Source organism: Cryobacterium roopkundense, assembly GCF_014200405.1.
In the GTDB taxonomy this organism is placed as follows: domain Bacteria; phylum Actinomycetota; class Actinomycetes; order Actinomycetales; family Microbacteriaceae; genus Cryobacterium; species Cryobacterium roopkundense.
The window spans coordinates 140,974-160,984 of sequence record NZ_JACHBQ010000001.1 but is presented as its reverse complement, the minus strand read 5'-3'; the positions used below and the strand labels follow the sequence as shown (position 1 = coordinate 160,984).

Annotated in this window: 16 protein-coding genes; 7 read left to right on the top strand and 9 right to left on the bottom strand. The window is 66.0% G+C overall.

Annotated elements, in window-relative coordinates; translation table 11 throughout:
• Positions 1-127: 127 nt before the first annotated feature.
• Both BJ997_RS00810 and BJ997_RS00805 read left to right on the top strand, forming a co-directional pair.
• Positions 128-2,059, top strand: coding sequence for a primary-amine oxidase (locus BJ997_RS00810; RefSeq protein ID WP_035837338.1), 1,932 nt, complete (start codon positions 128-130; stop codon positions 2,057-2,059).
• A 31-nt stretch (positions 2,060-2,090) separates the two neighbouring features.
• Positions 2,091-2,774 carry a DUF5134 domain-containing protein gene (locus BJ997_RS00805; protein WP_035837336.1) on the top strand — a complete coding sequence of 228 codons (684 nt, stop codon included), beginning with the start codon at positions 2,091-2,093 and terminating at the stop codon, positions 2,772-2,774.
• A 54-nt stretch (positions 2,775-2,828) separates the two neighbouring features.
• Here BJ997_RS00805 and BJ997_RS00800 read toward each other — a convergent pair whose 3' ends face one another.
• Entirely contained in the window at positions 2,829-4,238 is a 1,410-nt protein-coding gene (locus BJ997_RS00800) for an aldehyde dehydrogenase family protein (RefSeq protein ID WP_035837335.1), read from the bottom strand.
• A gap of 226 nt (positions 4,239-4,464) precedes the next feature.
• Between BJ997_RS00800 and BJ997_RS00795 the strand changes: the two genes are divergently transcribed.
• Complete coding sequence (locus BJ997_RS00795) at positions 4,465-6,357, top strand: pyruvate kinase (protein ID WP_236629036.1); 1,893 nt, start codon at positions 4,465-4,467, stop codon at positions 6,355-6,357.
• A gap of 8 nt (positions 6,358-6,365) precedes the next feature.
• Entirely contained in the window at positions 6,366-6,521 is a 156-nt protein-coding gene (locus tag BJ997_RS00790; RefSeq protein ID WP_160175891.1) for a hypothetical protein, read from the top strand.
• 108 nt (positions 6,522-6,629) lie between these two features.
• On the opposite strand, the gene guaA is transcribed toward BJ997_RS00790, so the two are convergent.
• From guaA to BJ997_RS00765, 5 genes are read right to left on the bottom strand one after another with little or no spacing between them, the layout of a single operon-like run.
• Complete coding sequence (gene guaA / locus BJ997_RS00785; protein WP_476695896.1) at positions 6,630-8,249, bottom strand: glutamine-hydrolyzing GMP synthase; 1,620 nt, start codon at positions 8,247-8,249, stop codon at positions 6,630-6,632.
• A 2-nt stretch (positions 8,250-8,251) separates the two neighbouring features.
• Positions 8,252-8,701, bottom strand: a complete 450-nt coding sequence (locus BJ997_RS00780) for a DUF3817 domain-containing protein (protein WP_035837333.1) — start codon at positions 8,699-8,701, stop codon at positions 8,252-8,254.
• A gap of 10 nt (positions 8,702-8,711) precedes the next feature.
• A complete protein-coding gene (locus BJ997_RS00775) occupies positions 8,712-9,485 on the bottom strand; it encodes an SURF1 family cytochrome oxidase biogenesis protein (RefSeq protein ID WP_152602241.1) in 774 nt (257 codons plus the stop codon).
• A gap of 5 nt (positions 9,486-9,490) precedes the next feature.
• Positions 9,491-10,975 (bottom strand): cation:proton antiporter, encoded by a 1,485-nt coding sequence (locus tag BJ997_RS00770; RefSeq protein WP_084141307.1) that lies wholly within the window; start codon positions 10,973-10,975, stop codon positions 9,491-9,493.
• A 3-nt stretch (positions 10,976-10,978) separates the two neighbouring features.
• On the bottom strand, positions 10,979-11,506 hold the full coding sequence (locus BJ997_RS00765; RefSeq protein WP_035837332.1) for a cation:proton antiporter regulatory subunit: 528 nt from the start codon (positions 11,504-11,506) through the stop codon (positions 10,979-10,981).
• A gap of 264 nt (positions 11,507-11,770) precedes the next feature.
• Between BJ997_RS00765 and BJ997_RS00760 the strand changes: the two genes are divergently transcribed.
• Positions 11,771-12,763 (top strand): hypothetical protein, encoded by a 993-nt coding sequence (locus tag BJ997_RS00760; protein WP_052542379.1) that lies wholly within the window; start codon positions 11,771-11,773, stop codon positions 12,761-12,763.
• Positions 12,764-12,891: 128 nt separating this feature from the next.
• Here the strand turns inward: BJ997_RS00760 and BJ997_RS00755 are convergent, their stop codons facing one another.
• The 3 genes from BJ997_RS00755 to guaB form a co-directional block, all read right to left on the bottom strand.
• Entirely contained in the window at positions 12,892-14,640 is a 1,749-nt protein-coding gene (locus tag BJ997_RS00755) for a glycerol-3-phosphate dehydrogenase/oxidase (RefSeq protein WP_183323212.1), read from the bottom strand.
• Positions 14,641-14,725: 85 nt separating this feature from the next.
• Entirely contained in the window at positions 14,726-15,844 is a 1,119-nt protein-coding gene (locus tag BJ997_RS00750; RefSeq protein WP_035837330.1) for a GuaB3 family IMP dehydrogenase-related protein, read from the bottom strand.
• A 98-nt stretch (positions 15,845-15,942) separates the two neighbouring features.
• Positions 15,943-17,445 (bottom strand): IMP dehydrogenase, encoded by a 1,503-nt coding sequence (gene guaB, locus BJ997_RS00745; RefSeq protein WP_035837328.1) that lies wholly within the window; start codon positions 17,443-17,445, stop codon positions 15,943-15,945.
• A gap of 299 nt (positions 17,446-17,744) precedes the next feature.
• Between guaB and BJ997_RS00740 the strand changes: the two genes are divergently transcribed.
• Together BJ997_RS00740 and BJ997_RS00735 are read left to right on the top strand one after the other, a co-directional pair.
• A complete protein-coding gene (locus BJ997_RS00740) occupies positions 17,745-19,010 on the top strand; it encodes a branched-chain amino acid ABC transporter permease (RefSeq protein ID WP_035837327.1) in 1,266 nt (421 codons plus the stop codon).
• Positions 19,011-19,021: 11 nt separating this feature from the next.
• Positions 19,022-20,002, top strand: a complete 981-nt coding sequence (locus BJ997_RS00735) for a branched-chain amino acid ABC transporter permease (RefSeq protein WP_035837346.1) — start codon at positions 19,022-19,024, stop codon at positions 20,000-20,002.
• Positions 20,003-20,011: the final 9 nt, after the last annotated feature.

Here is a 20,011-nt window from a genome sequence, read left to right as displayed (position 1 = left end):
CTTCTGAAGACGTGCACACACCACCCGGGTGAATTGGTGCTTGCCTTCCGAGCTTACTGAGACTTATTATTCTACAACCATAGAAAAACACCTGAATTCGGCCTACGACAGCCCGGAAAGGCTTCCCATGACCTCGGCATCGCTTGTCACTCCCCCCACGACGACGACAGGGGCCTACGCGCTCCCGACCGCCGGGGAAGTCGTGCGGGTACGCGCGCTGCTCGCCGAGGCGGGCCTCTTCGGCGAGAGCATCCGGGTGGCCTACCTCGGCTTGCTCGATCCACCGCGGGCCGCCGAGGCCCAGGCCGTCGACCGCCGCTTTCGTGTCTTCCTGCACGACGTCTCCGGCGCCGCCCCGACAGATGTCACGGTGTCCGTGACCCGTGGGACCGTGGAGTCTGCAGTGTCACTCGACACCTCGACGATGGGCGAACTGCCCGTGCTCGAGGAAGAATTCGGCAGCGTCGAAGAGCTGCTCTCCCACGATGAGCGCTGGCTCGCGGCGCTGGCCGCCCGCGGGCTCGATGTTGCGAAGGTACGGGTGGCCCCGCTGTCTGCCGGCGTCTTCGAGTACCCGGAGGAGGCTGGGCGCCGCATTCTGCGCGGGCTCGCTTTCGTGCAGGACTTTCCGGAGGACAGTGCCTGGGCGCATCCGGTTGACGGCCTGGTGGCCTACGTGGACGTCGTCGGCAGGACCGTCGACCAGGTCATCGACTACGGAGTCGTCGCCATTCCGGCGGAACACGGCAACTACACCGACCCGGAGCTCACCGGTGCGCTGCGTGACACCCTCAAGCCGATCAGCATCACCCAGCCGGAGGGGCCGAGCTTCACCGTGACCGGGGGCAACCACATCGAATGGGAGAAGTGGAGCCTCGACGTGGGTTTTGACGTGCGGGAAGGCGTCGTGCTGCACAACATCGCGTTCGACGACGCCGGAGTGCGGCGCCCCATCATCCGACGCGCGTCCATCGCCGAAATGGTCGTGCCCTACGGCGACCCGGCACCGGTGCGTTCGTGGCAGAACTATTTCGACACCGGCGAGTACCTCGTGGGCCAGTATGCCAACTCCCTCGAGCTGGGCTGTGACTGCCTCGGCGATATCACGTACCTGAGCCCTGTCATCACCGACGGCTTCGGAAACCCGCGGGAGATCCGCAATGGCATCTGCATGCACGAAGAGGACTGGGGAATCCTGGCCAAGCACAGCGACCTGTGGACGGGGATCGAGTACACGCGGCGCAATCGCCGCCTCGTGATCTCGTTCTTCACCACCGTCGGAAACTACGACTACGGCTTCTACTGGTACCTCTACCTCGACGGCACCATCGAGTTCGAGACCAAGGCCACGGGCGTCGTTTTCACGAGCGCCTACCCGGGCAAGGGTTATCCCTATGCGTCCGAGCTTGCGCCGGGGCTCGGGGCTCCCTTCCACCAGCACCTGTTCAGCGCCCGTCTCGACATGGCCGTTGACGGCCTAGCCAATCGCGTTGAAGAAGAAGAAGCTGTGCGCGTGCCCATGGGCGTGGGGAACGAGCGCGGCAACGCCTTCTCCCGCCGACGCACCTTGCTCGCCCGCGAATCCGACGCCATCCGCGAGGCCGACATGCGCAGCGGTCGCACGTGGCTGATCTCCAACCCGGGCAGCCTCAACCGCCTTGGTGAGCCTGTGGGCTACAAGCTGTACCCCGAGGGGCAGCCGACACTGCTCGCCGACCCGGACTCCTCAGTGGCCAGGCGTGCCGCGTTCGCCACGAAGGATCTCTGGGTCACGCGGTTCGCCGAGACGGAGCGCTACCCCACCGGCGATTTCGTCAACCAGCACGCGGGGGGCGCCGGCCTGCCGTCCTACGTCGAGCAGGACAGGGACATCGACGGGCAGGACATCGTCGTGTGGCATACCTTCGGTCTCACGCACTTCCCCAGGGTCGAGGACTGGCCGATCATGCCCGTTGACACTGCGGGCTTCAAGCTGCGGCCCGAGGGGTTCTTCGACCGCAGCCCCGTGCTCGATGTGCCCGACAACGCACCCGCCACCGAAGGCCACTGCCACTGCTGAGCCGCGACTAGCGACGAGACCCGAGGCCTCGATGGTTGACAATGTCGTTCTCCAAGTCGCCTTGTCCGCGCTTCTGGCGGCGGCGCTCGTGTATTCACTCGTGCGCGCCGCCGCCAGCGGGTCCCGCTCTGCGCGCGTCGACTTCGGGCTGCAGTCGCTCATGGGTGGCGCCATGCTCGCCATGCTGTCTGGCGCGGTGTGGTCTTTTCTGCCCACTGTCGTTTTCTCCTCTGCGGCCACCTGGTGGTTCGCGATACGGGCCTCGGCCCATCCCACGTCGGTCGCCGGCTGCGCCGGTCGAATGAGCCGCAGCGCCTGCGTCTTTCACGGCACGATGATGGCCGCCACAGCGTTCATGGCCGGCTCGATGCTCGCGGCCGGAACCCTCGAGTCGGGGGCGCGCAGCGTTCAGGCGGCCGGAGCGCATCAGGTCGCTGCTGCGGCCGCCGCGCACGAGCACGGTGTTGCCGGCGGATTCGGCGCGTGGGCACCGGCGCCGGGCACGGGGACCCTGGATCCGACCCTTATCGCGGCCGTGATCCTCGCCGCGGCAGTCGGATGGCGGGCCGTGCTGCTCGTTGCCTCGTTGCGCGCCACCCACGACGGGGCAGGTGGCGCTGTGCGCGGCCGCCGATTTCGGCGGGCCGACCTCGGAGCGGAAATCGTGGGCGCTGCCGCGATGGCCATGATGTTCGCCGCACATGTGAGCGGCTGACCGAAACGGGAAGATCCCGTTCCGGTCAGCCGCCGTGTGACGCCGGGCCGCGGTTCAGCCGTTGATCACCTGCGGCACGCCGAGCGCCTTGAGCCCCTCGACGCCGAACTCGAGGCCGTAGCCGGACTGCTTCGAACCACCGAACGGAATCATCGGGTGCACCGCGCCGTGCGCGTTGATCCACACGGTTCCGGTCTCCAGGCGGGCGGCGACCTCGCGTGCCTGCACAAGGTCGGCCGACCAGACGGAGCCGCCGAGGCCCACGTCGACGCCGTTAGCCAGGGCGACGACCTCGTCCACTGAGCTGTAGCGGATGATCGGCAGCGCCGGGCCGAACTGTTCCTCGAGCACCAGTGGGTGGTCCTTGTCGATGTCGGCGATCAGCGTGACCGGGTAGAAGTAGCCGGGCTGGCCGGCAACCGGGTTGCCGCCCAGGAGAACCCGAGCCCCGGACGCCTTCGCCGCGTCGACGAGGCCGGCGACGATGTCGAACTGCGCCTTGTTCTGCAGCGGGCCGAGCAGACTCTTCTCGTCGACGCCCACCCCCATCGGAATGGCGGCCGCGACCTTCGTGAGGGCCGTGCACACCTCTTCATAGATGTCGTCGTGCACATAGAGGCGCTTGAGAGCGGCGCAGGTCTGGCCGGTGTTGATGAACGCTCCCCAGAACAGGCCCTCCGCGATCGCCGTCGGGTCGGCATCCGCCAGCACGATGCCGGCGTCGTTGCCGCCGAGCTCGAGGGTGAGGCGCTTGACGGTGTCGGCCGAGCTGCGAATGATCGCCTTGCCGGTCGCGGTGGAGCCTGTGAACATCACCTTGCCAATGTCGGGGTGGGACGACAGGCGCGCGCCCACCTCGCGGTCGCCGGAGACGACGGTGACCAGGCCGGCCGGCAGCACCTGGTTGATCACGGCGACGAGCGCGAGAACGCTCAGCGGGGTGTACTCGGAGGGCTTCACCACGACGGCGTTACCCATGCGCAGCGCCGGGGCGATCTGCCAGATGGTGATCATCATCGGCCAGTTCCACGGGCCGATCGCGCCCACCACGCCGATCGGGCGGTAGTGCATCACCGCGTGCGTCGAACCGTCGTCGACGACAACCTCGGACTCCAGCGGCGTGCCGGCTGCAGCGCGGAGCCAAGCGGATGCCCCGCCCACCTCGAAGCGGGCGTTCGGCCCGTTCATCGGCTTGCCCTGCTCGCGGGAGAGAAGCTCGGCCAACGCTTCGGCGGCAGCATCGATCGCGTCCGCCGCCCGCAGGAGGGTTTCGCTGCGGGCAGCGTGGCCGAGGGCCGCCCACGCGGGCTGAACCGCCACGGCACCCAGCACCGCGCGATCGAGGTCGTCGACGGTGTCAAACGGTGCCAAGCCGACGACTGCCCCGGTCGCGGGATCGAGAATCTCTCTCGTCGCTCCCGACGTGGGCGTGATCGTCTCGAGAAGGCTCTCGTAGCTGTTCATGGGGTCCTCCACAGTGAGTCCGGAATTATGTCTCTCCCACGGTATCGACGCCCCCGCAGCATCCGCTTGCACATGCGTGCGCGACGGTTGCCGGTCGCCGCACGATCTTCTGGTGACGATGCGTGCTCCTGATGCCGCCCCTGCTGTTCACCCCGAGGCTGCATACTGTGCACGCTTGCCGCCACGCACCCTGAAACAGGCGCGAGCCAGACGCGGAAGGACCAGCGTGATATCGCTCGAGCTCTCTGACCTGATTTCCCTCCAGGCCGACGTTGAAGCGCTGCGCGCAGATCTACTTCTCGCTGAGCTCCGGCACGCCGACCAGATTTCCGCCGTGCAGCCGCGGCACGAGTTCAGCGCGATCAACCTCGTGCACTACGCCGAGATGCGCGCGCACGACATACGCGAGCTTCAGGTACGGCTGGCACGGCACGGCCTCACCTCGCTGGGCCGCACCGAATCCCACGTTCTCGCGAGCATCGAAGCGCTGCTCCGCACGCTCACGCTGCTGATCGACCCCGCTAGTCATCCGTCCGCTGCACACCCGGTAGGCGTTCCGCCCGCACACGACGGCACCGCAGTGCTCGCCCGCAACACGGCGCTGCTCCTGGGCCCCGAACCGGCGCACCGCTCGACCCGCATCATGGTGACGATGCCGAGCGAAACGGCCACCGACACCGGCATGGTGCAGTCCATGATCACGAGCGGCATGGATCTCGCCCGCATCAACTGCGCCCACGATGGGGAGGCCGAGTGGATGGCGATGATCGCCAATATCCGCGCCGCTGAATCCGGGACCGGCGAGCGATGCCTCGTGGCCATGGACCTTGGCGGTCCGAAGCTGCGCACGGGTCCGATCATGGACGGACCGCGGGTGATCAAAGTTAAACCTGAGCGTTCCACCACCGGTGCGGTTCTGCGCCGGGGACTGGTCTGGCTCGGCGCCCGACCCGACAACGCTGTCGCGCCGAGCGCATCCGTTATTCCGATCGCCGACCCGAGCTGGCTACGCCGCCGCCGGGTCGGCGATGAGATCAGCCTCGTGGATGCCCGCGGGGCGTATCGCACGATCACCGTGGAGCAGGTCTATGCCGACGGATGTTTGGCGTCGCTTCCGGAGACCGTCTATTTCGTTCCCGGCTTGGCCCTGGGCGCCAAACACGACGCCCGAGACGTGGTCGGGTTCGTCGACGTTCTGCCCTCGACCGAGCAGTTCCTGCTCGTGCGTCGCGGCGATACGCTCATCCTCACCGCGGATCTCAGCCCGGTCCCGCTCTCGACCAACGGAGTACACCGGATCGGCTGCACCCTGCCGGAGGCATTCCGCGAAGCGCACCGCGGTCACCGTGTGCTGCTCGATGACGGCAAAATCGCCGGGGTCATCATCGCCGTTGCCCCGACGCAGATCACGATCGCGGTGCACCGGGCCGGGCACGAGGGAACGAAACTGCGCGCAGAGAAGGGCATCAATCTACCCGATACGCTGCTGTCCATCTCGGCACTCACCGACCAGGACGCCGCCGACCTCGAGTTCGTCCGCAGCCACGCCGACATCGTTAATATGTCCTTCGTGCGCAGTGCAGAAGACGTACGCGACCTGCTGTCTCACCTCCAGGCCAACCCCGCACTCGGCGTCGTGCTCAAGATCGAAACCGTCGCCGCGTTCGAGGCGCTGCCACAAATCCTGCTGGAGGCCATGCGGTGGCAGAACGTGGGCGTGATGATCGCCCGGGGCGACCTCGCCGTTGAGGCCGGGTTCGAACGGCTCGCCGAGGTGCAGGAGGAGATCCTGTGGCTGTGCGAGGCCGCACATGCCCCGGTCATCTGGGCCACCCAGGTGCTCGACACTCTCGCCCGCACCGGGCTGCCGTCCCGGGCCGAGGTGACCGATGCCGCCATGGCCGAACGGGCCGAGTGCGTGATGCTCAATAAGGGCCCGTTCATCCCGGAGGCGATCTCCATGCTCGCCGGCATCCTCGGGCGCATGCAGGGGCACACCGACAAGAAGCGCAGCCTGCTGCGGCGCCTGCGCGCCTGGGATCTCGATACCCATTCGGAGACCCCGACACCGGCCACGATTTCTGTGCACGGTGAAGCGCCGGCCTCAAACGGTGCTTAGCTAGAACAATGAGCTTTTTGCACCTGCCCGCGCTTCTCTCGGCCGAGATCTCCGGAAACAACGCCACGATCGGCTACGTCATCAGCGCCGTCATCACCGTAGCCGCCCTCGGCTGGGTCGTGTTCATCGCGGTGCGTCGCTGGCTCCGCTCCCCCAAGGGCTGAGCCTCGCCGCTGTCGTGCGGCCGAAAGCGGCTCGGGCGGCTGTAATTACAGGCGCGTGAACCGCTTTCAGGAGCAGGAGAGGCGACCGTCGGGTCGGTCAGTGCGAGGTCACTCCCACTCGATGGTTCCCGGCGGCTTCGACGTGATGTCGAGCACGACGCGGTTCACGCCGTCCACCTCATTTGTGATGCGGTTGCTGATCTTCGCCAGAATGTCGTACGGCACGCGCGTCCAGTCGGCAGTCATCGCGTCTTCGCTCGACACCGGGCGCAGCACGATCGGGTGGCCGTAGGTGCGGCCGTCGCCCTGCACCCCCACCGAACGAACATCGGCGAGCAGTACGACGGGGCACTGCCAGATCTCGTTGTCGAGGCCGGCGGCGGTCAGCTCGGCGCGAACGATGGCATCCGCTTTCCTCAGCAGGTCGAGGCGTTCCTGGTTGATCGACCCGACAATGCGGATGCCGAGGCCGGGTCCGGGGAACGGCTGGCGCTGCACGATCTCGGCTGGCAGGCCGAGCTCGGCGCCGATGGCACGAACCTCGTCCTTGAACAGGGTGCGCAGCGGCTCCACGAGCTCAAACTTGAGGTCGTCGGGAAGGCCGCCCACGTTGTGGTGGCTCTTGATATTGGCGGTTCCGCTTCCGCCGCCGGACTCGACCACGTCGGGGTACAGGGTGCCCTGCACGAGGAAGCGGATCGGGTCGCCGTCGATCTCGGCCGCCTCCCTGATGAGCTCGGCCTGGGCCTGCTCGAAGGTGCGGATGAACTCGCGACCGATGATCTTGCGCTTGGTCTCCGGGTCGCTGACACCCTCGAGGGCCGTGAGGAACTGCTCCCGCACGTCGACGGTCACCAGGCGGATGCCGGTGGCCTTCACGTAGTCTTCCTCGACCTGACGGCGCTCGTCTTGGCGGAGCAGGCCGTGGTCGACGAACACGCACACGAGCTGGTCGCCGATGGCCTTGTGCACGAGCGCGGCGGCCACCGCGGAGTCGACTCCGCCGGACAGGCCGCAGATGACCTTGCCGGTGCCGACCTGGGCGCGGATCCTGGCGACCTGCTCGGTGATGACGTTTCCGCTGTTCCAATCGGCGGCGATGCCAGCCGCGCGGTGCAGGAAGTTCTCGAGCACGTGCTGACCGTTTTCGGAGTGCTTGACCTCGGGGTGCCACTGCACGCCGTACAGGCGACGCTCGTCGTTGGCGAAGGCCGCGACGGGGGTCGAGCTCGTGGAGGCGAGCACCGTGAACCCGGCCGGCGCGGTGGCCACCGAGTCGCCGTGGCTCATCCACACGGTCTGTGCTTCGGGCTGGTCGGCGAGCAGCACATTCGCGCCGTTGCTCACGGTGACCGGCGTCGAGCCGTACTCGCGCGCGCCGGTCTGGGCGACGGTGCCGCCGAGGGCAGTCGCCATCACCTGGAAGCCGTAACAAATGCCGAGCACGGGAATGCCGAGCTCGAAGATCTCCGCGTCGAATGCCGGGGCACCCTCGGCGTAGACGCTCGACGGTCCGCCACTGAGCACGATGCCCAGCGGGTTCTTCGCCTTGATCTCCGCGGCGGTGATGGTGTGCGCCACGATTTCGGAGTAAACGGATGCCTCGCGCACGCGTCGGGCGATCAGCTGCGCGTACTGCGCACCGAAGTCCACGACCAGCACGGGGCGGTCGATTCCGGAGAGCGCCGGCACCGCGGCATCCGTGTTTTCGGTTGTCTGGTCAGTCACGCTCATGCTGTGGCCTCGGCCTTCTCGGCAACTGCCGCGGTCTTGACGGCGTTCTCGGAGAGGAAGCGCTTCACAGTGCGAGCGGTGGGGATCTCAACAAAGAACGACAGGGTGGGAACGACGCCGCCGAGGGCGATCAGCACGAAGCGCCAGAACGGCCAACGCATGAGGCTCCAGAGGCGGAAGTCGGCGAACAGGTACAGCACGTAAAACCAGCCGTGCGCGATCAGGATGCCGGTGCTCAGGTTGACGGCCGTCACGGTATCGGTCGGCACGAGGGCCAGGAAGCCCTGCGGGCCGGCCATCTCGATCTCGTGACCGAAGGAGTACTTGATGACCATTTCGGCGCAGAGCAGGAGCAGGAACACTCCCGTGATGACCGAGGACACCTTGTACAGCCGGAGCGCACCGGGAAGCTTGGATACATCGGCGGGCTTGGGTAAACGAGGCATGACTGTAATTCTACGTGCCAGAGGTGAGAGCTTCCGCAGCCGCTTCCTCGGCGTCTTCGAGTTCGCGTTCCACGGCGTCGCGCACGAGGCGGTACCAGAGGAACACCGCGAACCCACCGAACACGACCCATTCGATGGCATAGAAGATGTTGAGCCAGTTGACCGACGACCCGATGACCGGCTCCGGCGAATCGATCACGGCGAGACCGGCCGGTGCGGAGGAATCCACTATGTAACCCGAGTACACGGACTGGTCGGTGAAGTTCGCCCACAGGTTCACCAGCGCGGAAGGCGCAACCGTGGTCTGCACGCTCGACGGCCCGTTCTCGTCCGGCAGCTCCGGGGCCTCGCCGGGTAGGAATCGTCCCACGAGCGTGACCGGGCCGGCGCGCTCTGACGCGAGCGCCGCGGCCGCCTTCTGTGCCCCGGCCTCGTCGGCCGACCAGCCACGGGCCACCGCAATGTGCGCCGAGTTCTCGGGAATAATGTAGTGGCTGACCACCCAGAACCCCAGCTCGCCACCATTGAACCGTTTGCTGATTACCTGCTCGTCGCCCGGTACCGGGGCCGCATCGAACTGCACCATTTGCCCGGTCGCCACCTGCGTGCTCGGGCCGTCGGGCTCTGTGACGTCCTCGAGCGGCATCACGAGTTCGGTGGATCGCTCCACAACCACGCCGGACTCGATGGCGCGGTCAAGCTGCCAGTGCCCCAGCACGGCGAAGGCCGCCGCAATCGCCAGAGCCAAAAGTAGCGCGAGCACCCAACGTGGGCGTCTCATCATCTCGATCACGTGTAGTCACCCGTTCGTGGTTTTCGTGCAGGTTTGTCTGGTGTTCCCGGTGCCGCGGCATCGGGGCGGGGCGGTTTCGCCCGGTCGGGGTCTGGCCGGTCCCTGGCAAATTCCAGCATCGCGTCCATGGCCGCATCCCGGGCCGTGGGAGCGGATGCCGTGGTGGTCGTTTCGTCTGCGGTTCGCTTCGCCGCACGGCGGGCGGCGGCACCGGCATCCGTTCGGGCCTCGGCGGCCTGGTCCTGGGTGGCGGCCTCAACGAGGGCGATCTCTTCGTCGAGCATCGGGTTTCGCGGCGGCCGGGTGCCGGCCACGGTTACTCGCTTTCGCAGCATGGCCCCGATCTTCTCGGAGTTCGCGGCAAACAGCGGACCGAGAATCGCCATCACGAGCACGTACAGGCCGGCGAATGGTTGCAGCCGGGGGTCCAGCCCGGCGGTCACACTCAAGGTGGCGAGGATCAGGGTGAACTCACCGCGGTTCACGAAGATCGCGGCGGTATTCAGGGCTTCGCGCGGTCCCATCTTGTGGAGCCAGGCGAGCAGAACTCCGGAGCCAAGACTCAACACAAACGTCATGATGACTGCGAGCAGCACGACCTGAATGACCGACCCGAATTCGGCGACGTTGAGCGCGAGGCCGAAGTTCAGGAAGAAGAAAGCCGCGAAGATGTCCCGCAGGGGAACCGCCACGCGCTCGATACGGGCGCGGTAGGTGCTCGCGCCGAGCACGACTCCGATCAGGAAGGCGCCGATGGCATCCGTCACGCCGATGATCTCGCCGATGCCGGCGAACAGCACGACGAGGCCGAAGAACAGGATGGTGAAGAGTTCGTCGTCTTTGGTTCGCATGAGCCGTGAGACGACGCGGCCGCCCCAGCGCGCGAGCGAAAACATGACGACGAGGAACAGAAAGGCGATCGAGAGCTGCAGCACGATCGGCCAGACCTCGGTCTTTCCGCTCAGGACCACGGAGACGATCGACAGGTAGATGGCGATGAAGATGTCCCCGACCACCGTGACGCCGAGGATCATCGGCGTCTCTTTGTTGGCCAGGCGACGGAGCTCGATCAGGAGTTTCGTGATGATGGCGCTCGACGACGTGCCAGTCATCCCGGCGATCACCAGGGCTTCCCGGGGGCCCCACCCCACGAGCATGCCGAAGACGAAGCCCGCGCCCATGTTGATGAGCACCCAGGAGCCACCCGAGATGAGCAGGGTCTTGGCGTTGCCGAAGAATTCCTCCTGATCGAATTCGAGACCCAGGCTGAAGAGCAGCAGGATCAGGCCGAAGACCGCGATCAGCTCGATATCGCCGGACTGGAAGTCGAGGGGGAAGAAGTTGGTGTTCGGGCTCGCCAGAACCCCCACGATCATGTAGATCGGAATCGAGGGCAGCCCGACGAGCTTGCCCAAACGACCGAACACATACGCAACGACGAGCAGAATGCCGAGAGTGATGAGGTCTTCGCCCAGGTGCATCGACTAGCCCCCTGGCGGCGCGTTGACGGTCTTGCTCTTGAGTTCTCCCGTGCGGAAGAAGGCGAATGCCTTGGCGACCTTTTCGGGAGATCCAGCAACGACGAGGGTGTCCCCCGGGAAAACCTTGAAGTCGGCGGCGGGTGCCGGGTTAGCCGATTCGCCGCGCACCACGGCGACCACGGTGAGCCCGGCGATGCCGCGATCGGCGGGGTTGCCGAGGGGCTGGCCGGCGATGTGGTCTTCGTAGTCCACGGTGAACCAGTCGATGCTCAGGCCGGGGATCTGGTCGAGCGCAGTCAGAGATTCGGTGATCTGCGTGCCGCCAAGCAACTCCGCGAGGGTGTGCGCCTCGTCCTCGTTCAGGCGCAGGGACACTTTGGCCGCATCGGGGCCGCCCTCGTCGTCGGCAAACGTGATCAGGTCGCTGTGACCCGAGCGGTGGGCTATGACGCCGACTTTGCCACCGTCATCCGTGATGAAGGTGTGCAGCACACCGACGCCGGGAAGTTTGACCCGCCGAACATCAACCATTGTGTGGACTCCTGCAGTTAAAGGATGGTGTTGTCATTCTACCGGGGCCTCCCCGTGAGCCGGCCGCGCGCTCGGCCAGCGCCCCGCACCGCGCCCTGCCCGCGCCCAGCCGCGCCGCCGTCGCCGGGCGCTCCCGCCCCAGCGGGCGCGTGCCGCCACAACGGCGCGCCTCCCCGCTCCCCACCCCAGGAGCTCGCACGGAAAGTTCTGCACAGATTCGCGGATCGTGGCCACGAGTTCTGCGTCCCGGGCCATGCTCCCTTCATGTCAACTACCTCTCTGACCCCGGGCGCCCTGCTCGCGTCCATCGCAGACCACGAGGGTCTGATCATCGCGTCCTACGCGATTGCAATCGGCCTGGGCCGCGAGTTGCGCACCGAGTTCGAGCGGGGTCATCTCATTCGCCTGCGCCGAGGCGTGTATATGCCGGTCGAGATATGGCGGGGGCTCAATCCGGATCAGCAGTATGTCCGCCGCATCCAGGCCTACGCCGCTGTGAGTGCGGAGGCTCTGACTTTCACCCACGACTCGGCCGCAGCTATCTGGGGTCTTCCGCGCGTGGGGGCTTGGCCGACAGCCATCCACGTGCTCGTGTCTCCGGCCGGTGGCGGACGGTCCAGCCATGGCGTTGTGCGTCATCAGGACCAGCGCGAGGGCGTTGTAGTGTCCCACGACGGCTTACTGGTGACGAACGTGGCAACGACTGCCGTCGACATGGCTCGTGTGCTGACGTTCCCCGAGGCCGTCGCAATGATGGATCGCGCCATTGCCATCCCGCGATATGGCACCGCCCTCGCGACGAGGGACCAGCTGGAAGCGGCCTTGGAGGGGCTGCCGACACACGGACAGGCTAAAGGCAGGACCGCTGCGCTCCGTGCCGGTGAATTCGCATCGACCCAGTCTGAATCGTGCGGCGAGTCCGTCAGTCGCGCCTATATGTTCCTTCTGGGATTCCTGATTCCGGAGCTGCAGGTGCGTTTCGATGATGCGGAAGGATTCATCGCGTTCGTGGACTTCTTTTGGCGCACCGTCAAACGAGTGGGCGAATTCGACGGATTCGGCAAGTACGTCAAGGAGGAATTCACCCGCGGGAAGACCCCGGTGCAGGTCCTGACGGCCGAGAAGGACCGCGAGAACCGGGTTCGCGCCTGTGGACCGCTCGTCATTCGATGGGACTGGGACCTCGCGAACGACCCCGCGCGGTTTGGCGCGTTTCTCACGCGGAACGGCATCCCCCGCGCTGCCCTGCACACGTAGATCCCGCGCCGCTCTCGCCGCGCGCTACCGCCATAGCGGGCGCTGCACGCCATGGAGGCGCGGCCCCGACCGGTGGCGCGCCGGTAGCGCGCCGCGGCGCGGGCGCGGGCGCGGGCACAACAGGACGGCTACTGCGTGGCTGAGGTGATGTCGGGGGCCTCAAGGCGCACACGGTCAGCGGACTCGTCGTCGGGTTCCTCCTGGGATGCCCGTTCGGCCGCGACCCGGGTGAGGTAGAACGTGATCTCCCGTTCGATCTGCGCCTCGTCCCAGCCGAGAACCCCGGCCATCAGGTGCGCTGCCACGGGTGCCGCAGAGACTCCGCGGTCCCAGGCCTCGATGGAGATACGCGTGCGACGGGCCAGCACGTCTTCGAGGTGAAGCGCGCCCTCGTGCGACGCGGCGTACACGACCTCAGCACCGATGTAGTCATCCGCGCCCGGCAGCGGATCGGCGAGCGCAGCATCCGCTTTGATGAGGTCGAGCAACTCGTCCGTGAGGGTGCCGTAGCGGTTGAGCAGATGCTCCACACGAACCGTATGCAGCCCAAAGGCGCGTGCGATCTTACGGCGCTTGTTCCAGGCGGCCTGGTACCCCTCGGCACCGAGCAACGGGATGTCGTGGGTGGCCGACGGCGGAATCTTGCCGTCGAGCGCATCGACCGCCGCGTTGATGGCGTCTTTAGCCATGATGCGGTATGTGGTCCATTTGCCGCCGGCGATCACGACAAGCCCGGGCACCGAGTGCCCGACAAGGTGCTCGCGCGAGAGCTTGGACGTTTGGTCGTCTTCCCCGGCAAGCAGCGGACGGAGGCCCGCGTACACGCCCTCGACATCTTCCCTGGTGAGGGGAACGCTCAGCACGGAGTTGACGTGTTCGAGGATGTAGTCGATGTCGGCTGCCGTCGCGGCAGGGTGCGCCTTGTCGAGATGCCAGTCCGTGTCGGTGGTGCCGATGAGCCAGTGCCGGCCCCACGGAATGACGAACAGCACGCTCTTCTCTGTTCGCAGCAGCAGGCCCATTGCCGACTGGAAACGGTCGCGCGGCACGAGGAGGTGCACCCCCTTCGAGGCGCGTACCTTGAAGGTGCCGCGTTCGCCCACCATGCGCTGGGTGTCGTCGGTCCAGACGCCGGTGGCATTCACGACCTGCTTGGCGCGAACGTCAAAGCGCTCCCCGGTCTGCAGGTCGTGGGCGTGCACGCCTACGACACGCTCCCCCACTTTGATGAACCCTTCGACACGAACGCGGCTGGCCGCGTGCGCACCGTAAAACGACGCGGTCCGCACGAGCGACGACACGTACCTGGCATCGTCGACCTGCGCGTCGTAATAGGTGATGCCGCCCACGAGCGCGTCGTTGGCGAGGCTCGGCATGAGCTTCTGCACCTGGCGCTTGCTCAGGTGCCTGTGGTGCGGCACCCCGGGAGGCCGACCGCCCGTGTACGAGAAGATGTCGTAGAGGAGCATGCCCGCGCCAATGTAGAAGCGCTCCGTGAAGCGCTTCTTCAGCGGGTAGAGAAAGCGCACGGGCTTGACGAGGTGCGGCGCGAGTCGCTGCAACAGCAGCCCCCGCTCGGTCAGCGCCTCGCGAACCAGCCGAAAGTCGAGCTGTTCGAGGTAGCGGATGCCGCCGTGCACGAGCTTGGACGATCGGCTCGAGGTGCCTGACGACCAATCCCTGGCCTCGAGGATGCCCACGCTCAGGCCGCGGGTCACCGCGTCCATGGCCGAGCCAGCCCCGACGATGCCGCCACCCACCACCAGGATGTCGAGTTCCTTGACCTTGAGTTTGGCGAGGGCAGCCTCGCGCTCCTCCGGTCCCAGTTTTGCGGAACGCGTTACTGAACTGCGCGGTACCGAATTCTGCCAGGCCATGTGCGACTCCTTTTCAACCGAAGAGGTGGGGCGTTCTGCAACGACGTCGTTGCGGGTGCTAGTGGAACATGTCGTATAACCGACGCTACTTCACCGGGTACGGCGCGACAACCACCTCGACGCGCTGAAATTCCTTCAGGTCGGAGTAGCCGGTGGTCGCCATCGACCGCTTGAGCGCACCGATCAGGTTGGCGGTGCCATCAGCCGCGGGGGCCGGTCCGTAGAGGATCTCCTCGAGCGGCGCAACGGTGCCGACCTCGACGCGCTTGCCACGGGGAAGCTGCGGGTGATGCGCCTCTGCGCCCCAGTGGAAGCCGCCGCCGGGGGCATCCGTGGCCCGGGCGAGGGCCGTGCCGAGCATCACGGCGTCGGCGCCGCAGGCGATGGCCTTCACAATGTCGCCCGACGTGCCGAGGCCACCGTCCGCGATCACGTGAACGTAGCGGCCGCCTGATTCGTCCATGTAGTCGCGGCGGGCACCGGCCACGTCGGCGACGGCGGTCGCCATCGGCGCGTGGATGCCGAGCGTGGCGCGGGTGGTGGAGGCAGCGCCACCGCCGAAGCCCACGAGCACTCCGGCGGCACCGGTGCGCATGAGGTGCAGGGCCGCGGTGTAGGTGGCGGCGCCGCCCACGATCACGGGCACGTCGAGCTCGTAGATGAACTTCTTCAGGTTGAGCGGTTCCTGGTTCTGCGACACGTGCTCAGCGGACACCGTGGTGCCGCGGATGACGAAGAGGTCGACGCCGGCGGCGACGACGGTTTCGTAGAGTTCCTGGGTGCGCTGCGGCGAGAGGGCACCGGCCACGGTGACGCCGCCAGCGCGAATCTCCGCGAGGCGCGCGGTGACGAGCTCCGGCTTGATCGGTGCGGAGTACATCTCCTGCAGACGGGCCGTCGCCTTCGCCTCGGGCAGTCGACGGATCTCAGCAAGCAGCGGCTCAGGGTCGTCGTGCCGGGTCCAGAGCCCTTCGAGGTCGAGCACACCGACGCCGCCGAGCTGGCCCATCATGATGGCGGTCGTGGGCGACACGACGGAGTCCATCGGGGCTGCCAGCACGGGGATGGCAAATTGGTACGCGTCGATCGACCACGAGACTGACACGTCCTCCGGGTCGCGGGTGCGCCGACTGGGCACCACCGCGATGTCGTCGAAGGCGTACACGCGGCGAGCGCGCTTGGAACGGCCGATCTCGATTTCCATACTCACCTGTCCAGTTTAGGTGCAGGCGCCGGCCCGCCCGCCCCGCGGCATCCGCTGCCAGGCATTCAGCGTGCCGGTGCAGTGGATGCCGCGGCGCCCTACCGGCGGTAGTTCGGGGCCTCGACCACGATCTGTACGTCGTGCGGATGCGACTCCTTGAGCCCGGCCGACGTGATGCGCACGAACTGGCCCTTTTCCTTGAGCTCGGCGATGGTGCGCGCGCCCACGTAGAACATGGACTGGCGCAGTCCCCCGATGAGCTGGTAAGCCACGGCCGACAGCGAGCCGCGGTAGGGGACCTGGCCTTCAATGCCTTCCGGGATGAGCTTGTCGTCGGTGGGAACGTCGGACTGGAAGTAGCGGTCCTTCGAGTAGGAGGTCTTCGAGCCGCGGGTCTGCAGGGCGCCGAGCGATCCCATGCCGCGGTACGCCTTGAATTGCTTGCCGTTGACGAACACGAGATCGCCTGGACTCTCGTCGCAGCCGGCGAGCAGCGAACCGAGCATCACGGTGTCGGCGCCGGCCACGAGGGCCTTGGCGATGTCACCTGAGTACTGCAGTCCGCCGTCGGCGATCACCGGAACACCGGTCTCGCGGGCCGCCAGCGAGGCCTGGTAGACCGCGGTGATCTGCGGCACGCCCACTCCGGCCACGATCCGGGTGGTGCAGATCGAGCCGGGTCCGACTCCCACCTTGATGGCGTCCGCGCCGGCGTCGACGAGAGCCTGGGCGCCGGAGCGCGTGGCCACGTTGCCGCCGATCACGTCAACATCCGCAAACGCCTTGTCACTCTTCAGACGACGGATCACGTCGAGTACGCCAGCGCTGTCACCGTTGGCTGTGTCGACGACGAGCACGTCGACGCCGGCCTCAAGCAGTGCGGTCGCGCGCTGCCAGGCGTCGCCGAAGAAGCCGATGGCGGCACCCACGCGAAGGCGACCGTTGTCGTCCTTGGTGGCGAGGGGATACTCCTCGCTCTTATCGAAGTCCTTCACCGTGATGAGTCCGGTGAGCTTGCCGGCGGCGTCGACGAGCGGAAGCTTCTCGATCTTGTGCTTGGCGAAGATCGCGAGTGCGTCTTCCGGGGGCATGCCGACCTTGCCCGTGATGAGCGTGGACGTGGTCATCACGTCGCGCACGCGCGTAGTGCGCTTGTCGGCTTTGGGCACGAAGCGCATGTCACGGTTGGTGATGATGCCCACGAGCACGCCCTCGCCGTCAATGACGGGCAGTCCGCTCACGCGGAACTGGCCACACAGCGCGTCGACCTCGGCCACGGTGGCATCGGGGGAAGTTGTTACCGGATTGGTAATCATGCCTGATTCGCTGCGCTTGACGAGGTCGACCTGTTCGGCCTGGTCGCCGATCGACAGGTTGCGGTGCAGGATTCCGAGGCCGCCCTCGCGGGCCATGGCAATGGCCATCCGAGTCTCTGTGACGGTGTCCATGGCACTCGAGAGCAGCGGAGTCGCCACGCTGATACGCCTCGTCAGGCGCGACATTGTCACTGCTTCACTGGGAATGACGTCGGTATGGCCCGGCAGGAGCAGAACGTCGTCGTAGGTAAGCCCGATGAATCCGAACGGATCTGGCTGATCCATATAACCCCTTAAATCGTATCGACACGCACAGAAAATCTCATAGTCCGAACGCTGCAACGGGCCGGACCTGTTCCTCAATGTTAAGCGAGTTTGGGGGTCATCCATTCCGCCCGTGATACTCGCCACGATAAAATCAGTGTGCCGATGATGAAGTTTGAAACATATAGGAGATAATCGGCACGTACTGTCGACAACGGTGTTGGCCGTAAGACCCGGCGCCCGCCCGGTTACAAACCAGCCGGCGTCAACATGGAGGTCCAGTGAAGCCCATAGCTACGGCTCGCAAACGCGTACCGAGAATGATGATCATTCTTTTCGGTATGCTTTTTGCGGCCCTCAGCCTGTCCACACTCTCTTCGAGTCCGGCCCATGCGGACGAGGTGGGGACTGAGTACGACTACAAGATCTCCGGCAACGTGCAATTCGGCGGGGACCCGCTGGAGGGCGTGAATATCAGCGTCAAGGGCGGCGGCTACACAGCCGACGTCGATACGGATGTCGAAGGCAAGTGGGCGATCGGAGTGCCTGACAAGGGCACGTATTCCGTCACCCTCGACGAGGACACCCTCCCGAGCGGCGTAATCGTCGCAGAGGGCGATAACGTCATCGAGGCCGAGTTCGGCCTCACCAAGACGAAATCGGTCAACTTCTTCCTCGGGCAGGGCGAGCGGGTCACCGTGAGCTTCTTCGACCAGTTCGTGAACCGGTTCGTGAACGGCCTCAACTTCGGCCTGCTGCTGGCCCTGGCCGCCATCGGGCTCTCACTCATCTTCGGCACTACTGGGCTGAGTAACTTCGCCCATGCCGAGATGATCACGTTCGGCGCGTTGATGACACTGGTCTTCGGCGTCACGTTCGGTCTGCCGGTGTGGCTCGCCATCCTGATAGCGATCGTGCTGAGCGCCGCGCTGGGCTACAGCCTCGATGCGGTGATCTGGAAACCACTGCGCCGCAAGGGGGTGGCGCTCGTTCCCCTCATGATCGTGAGCATCGGGCTCTCCCTGGCCCTGCGCTACCTGTACCAGTTCTTCTTCGGCGGAAGCACCCGCCAGTTGCCGGGTGCCGGTATGGCCAAGCTGCACTTCGGCCCGATCGCCCTCTCGCCGATCGACCTCGCGAGCATGGGCATCAGCATCGTCGTGCTCCTGGCCGTGGCGTTCTTCCTGCTGCGCACCCGTATCGGCAAGGCGACCCGCGCGGTGTCTGACAACCCGAGCCTCGCCTCGGCAAGTGGCATCGACGTGGACAACGTGATTCGCATCGTGTGGGTGATGGGAGCGGCGCTCGCCGGGCTCAGCGGAGTGCTGTGGGCCTACTTCCGGCCCGGCGTGAGCTGGGACATGGGCTTCCAGATGCTGCTGCTCGTGTTCGCGGCCGTCACCCTCGGTGGTCTCGGTACCGCCTTCGGCGCCCTGATCGGTTCGATCATCGTCGGCCTCTTCGTTGAACTGTCAACGCTGTGGCTCCCGTCCGACATGAAGTACGTCGGCGCACTTGTCGTTTTGATCCTGGTGCTGCTGCTTCGGCCGCAAGGCATCATGGGTCGCAAAGAGAGAATTGGCTAGGGGCAACGATGATCGACTGGGGAGCAATCTTTAGCAACGCAGCCGTCGAGCTGATCAGCCCGACCACCGCGGCCTACGCCCTTGCGGCGCTCGGGCTCGCGATTCACTTCGGCTACACCGGACTGCTGAACTTCGGCCAGGCCGGCTTCATGGCCCTCGGCGCCTACGGGTACGCCATTTCCATCCTCACCTTCGGATTCCCAGTGTGGGGCGCCTTCCTGGTGGGAGTCGGGGCATCCGTTGTCTTCGCCCTCATCCTGGGCATCCCGACGCTGCGGCTGCGCGCGGACTATCTGGCCATCGTCACCATTGCAGCGGCCGAGATCGTGCGGCTTTTGTTCACGACGAACACCTTCGCCGCGGTTACCGGTTCGGCCAACGGCCTCAGCGGGTACAAGAACGAGTTCGCGGCACTCAACCCGATTCCGGCCGGCACGTACGGCTTCGGTCCGTTCACCAACAACGAGTACGACTGGTGGCTGCGCATCGTGGCCTGGTCGATCGTGATCCTCGCGTGCCTGCTCACCTGGAGCATCATGCGCAGCCCCTGGGGCCGCGTCATCAAGGGCATCCGCGAAGACGAAGACGCCGTGCGCGCGCTCGGCAAGAACGTGTACGCCTACAAGATGCAGTCGCTTATTCTCGGTGGTGTCTTCGGCACGATCGCGGGAATGATCTTCGCCCTGCCACGAGCCGTCGTGCCGTCGAACTACATGACGACACTGACATTCTTCATCTATGCGATCCTGCTGCTCGGCGGCGCGGCCACTATTCTCGGACCGGTCATCGGCTCGATGATCTTCTGGGTGCTCCTGTCGTTCTTCTCGGGCTTCATCGCCCGCGCGCAGGAAGCAGGCTGGTTCCCGTTCATGACGAGCATCCAGGCCGGCCAGGTACGTTTCATCCTCGTGGGGGTTGCGATCATGCTGATCGTGATCTTCAGACCGCAAGGCATCTTCGGAAACAAGAAGGAGTTGGCCTTTGTCCAGTAACGTAAATTC

What these genes read in the sequence shown, in the direction of transcription:
- BJ997_RS00750 (WP_035837330.1), bottom strand. Translation starts at nt 15,844, where the DNA reads ATGGAAATCGAGATCGGCCGTTCCAAGCGCGCTCGCCGCGTGTACGCC.
- BJ997_RS00780 (WP_035837333.1), bottom strand. Translation starts at nt 8,701, where the DNA reads ATGCCTCGTTTACCCAAGCCCGCCGATGTATCCAAGCTTCCCGGTGCG.
- BJ997_RS00755 (WP_183323212.1), bottom strand. Translation starts at nt 14,640, where the DNA reads ATGGCCTGGCAGAATTCGGTACCGCGCAGTTCAGTAACGCGTTCCGCA.
- BJ997_RS00810 (WP_035837338.1), top strand. Translation starts at nt 128, where the DNA reads ATGACCTCGGCATCGCTTGTCACTCCCCCCACGACGACGACAGGGGCC.
- BJ997_RS00775 (WP_152602241.1), bottom strand. Translation starts at nt 9,485, where the DNA reads ATGATGAGACGCCCACGTTGGGTGCTCGCGCTACTTTTGGCTCTGGCG.
- BJ997_RS00740 (WP_035837327.1), top strand. Translation starts at nt 17,745, where the DNA reads ATGATGATCATTCTTTTCGGTATGCTTTTTGCGGCCCTCAGCCTGTCC.
- BJ997_RS00760 (WP_052542379.1), top strand. Translation starts at nt 11,771, where the DNA reads ATGTCAACTACCTCTCTGACCCCGGGCGCCCTGCTCGCGTCCATCGCA.
- BJ997_RS00800 (WP_035837335.1), bottom strand. Translation starts at nt 4,238, where the DNA reads ATGAACAGCTACGAGAGCCTTCTCGAGACGATCACGCCCACGTCGGGA.
- BJ997_RS00790 (WP_160175891.1), top strand. Translation starts at nt 6,366, where the DNA reads ATGAGCTTTTTGCACCTGCCCGCGCTTCTCTCGGCCGAGATCTCCGGA.
- guaB (WP_035837328.1), bottom strand. Translation starts at nt 17,445, where the DNA reads ATGGATCAGCCAGATCCGTTCGGATTCATCGGGCTTACCTACGACGAC.
- BJ997_RS00805 (WP_035837336.1), top strand. Translation starts at nt 2,091, where the DNA reads ATGGTTGACAATGTCGTTCTCCAAGTCGCCTTGTCCGCGCTTCTGGCG.
- BJ997_RS00770 (WP_084141307.1), bottom strand. Translation starts at nt 10,975, where the DNA reads ATGCACCTGGGCGAAGACCTCATCACTCTCGGCATTCTGCTCGTCGTT.
- BJ997_RS00765 (WP_035837332.1), bottom strand. Translation starts at nt 11,506, where the DNA reads ATGGTTGATGTTCGGCGGGTCAAACTTCCCGGCGTCGGTGTGCTGCAC.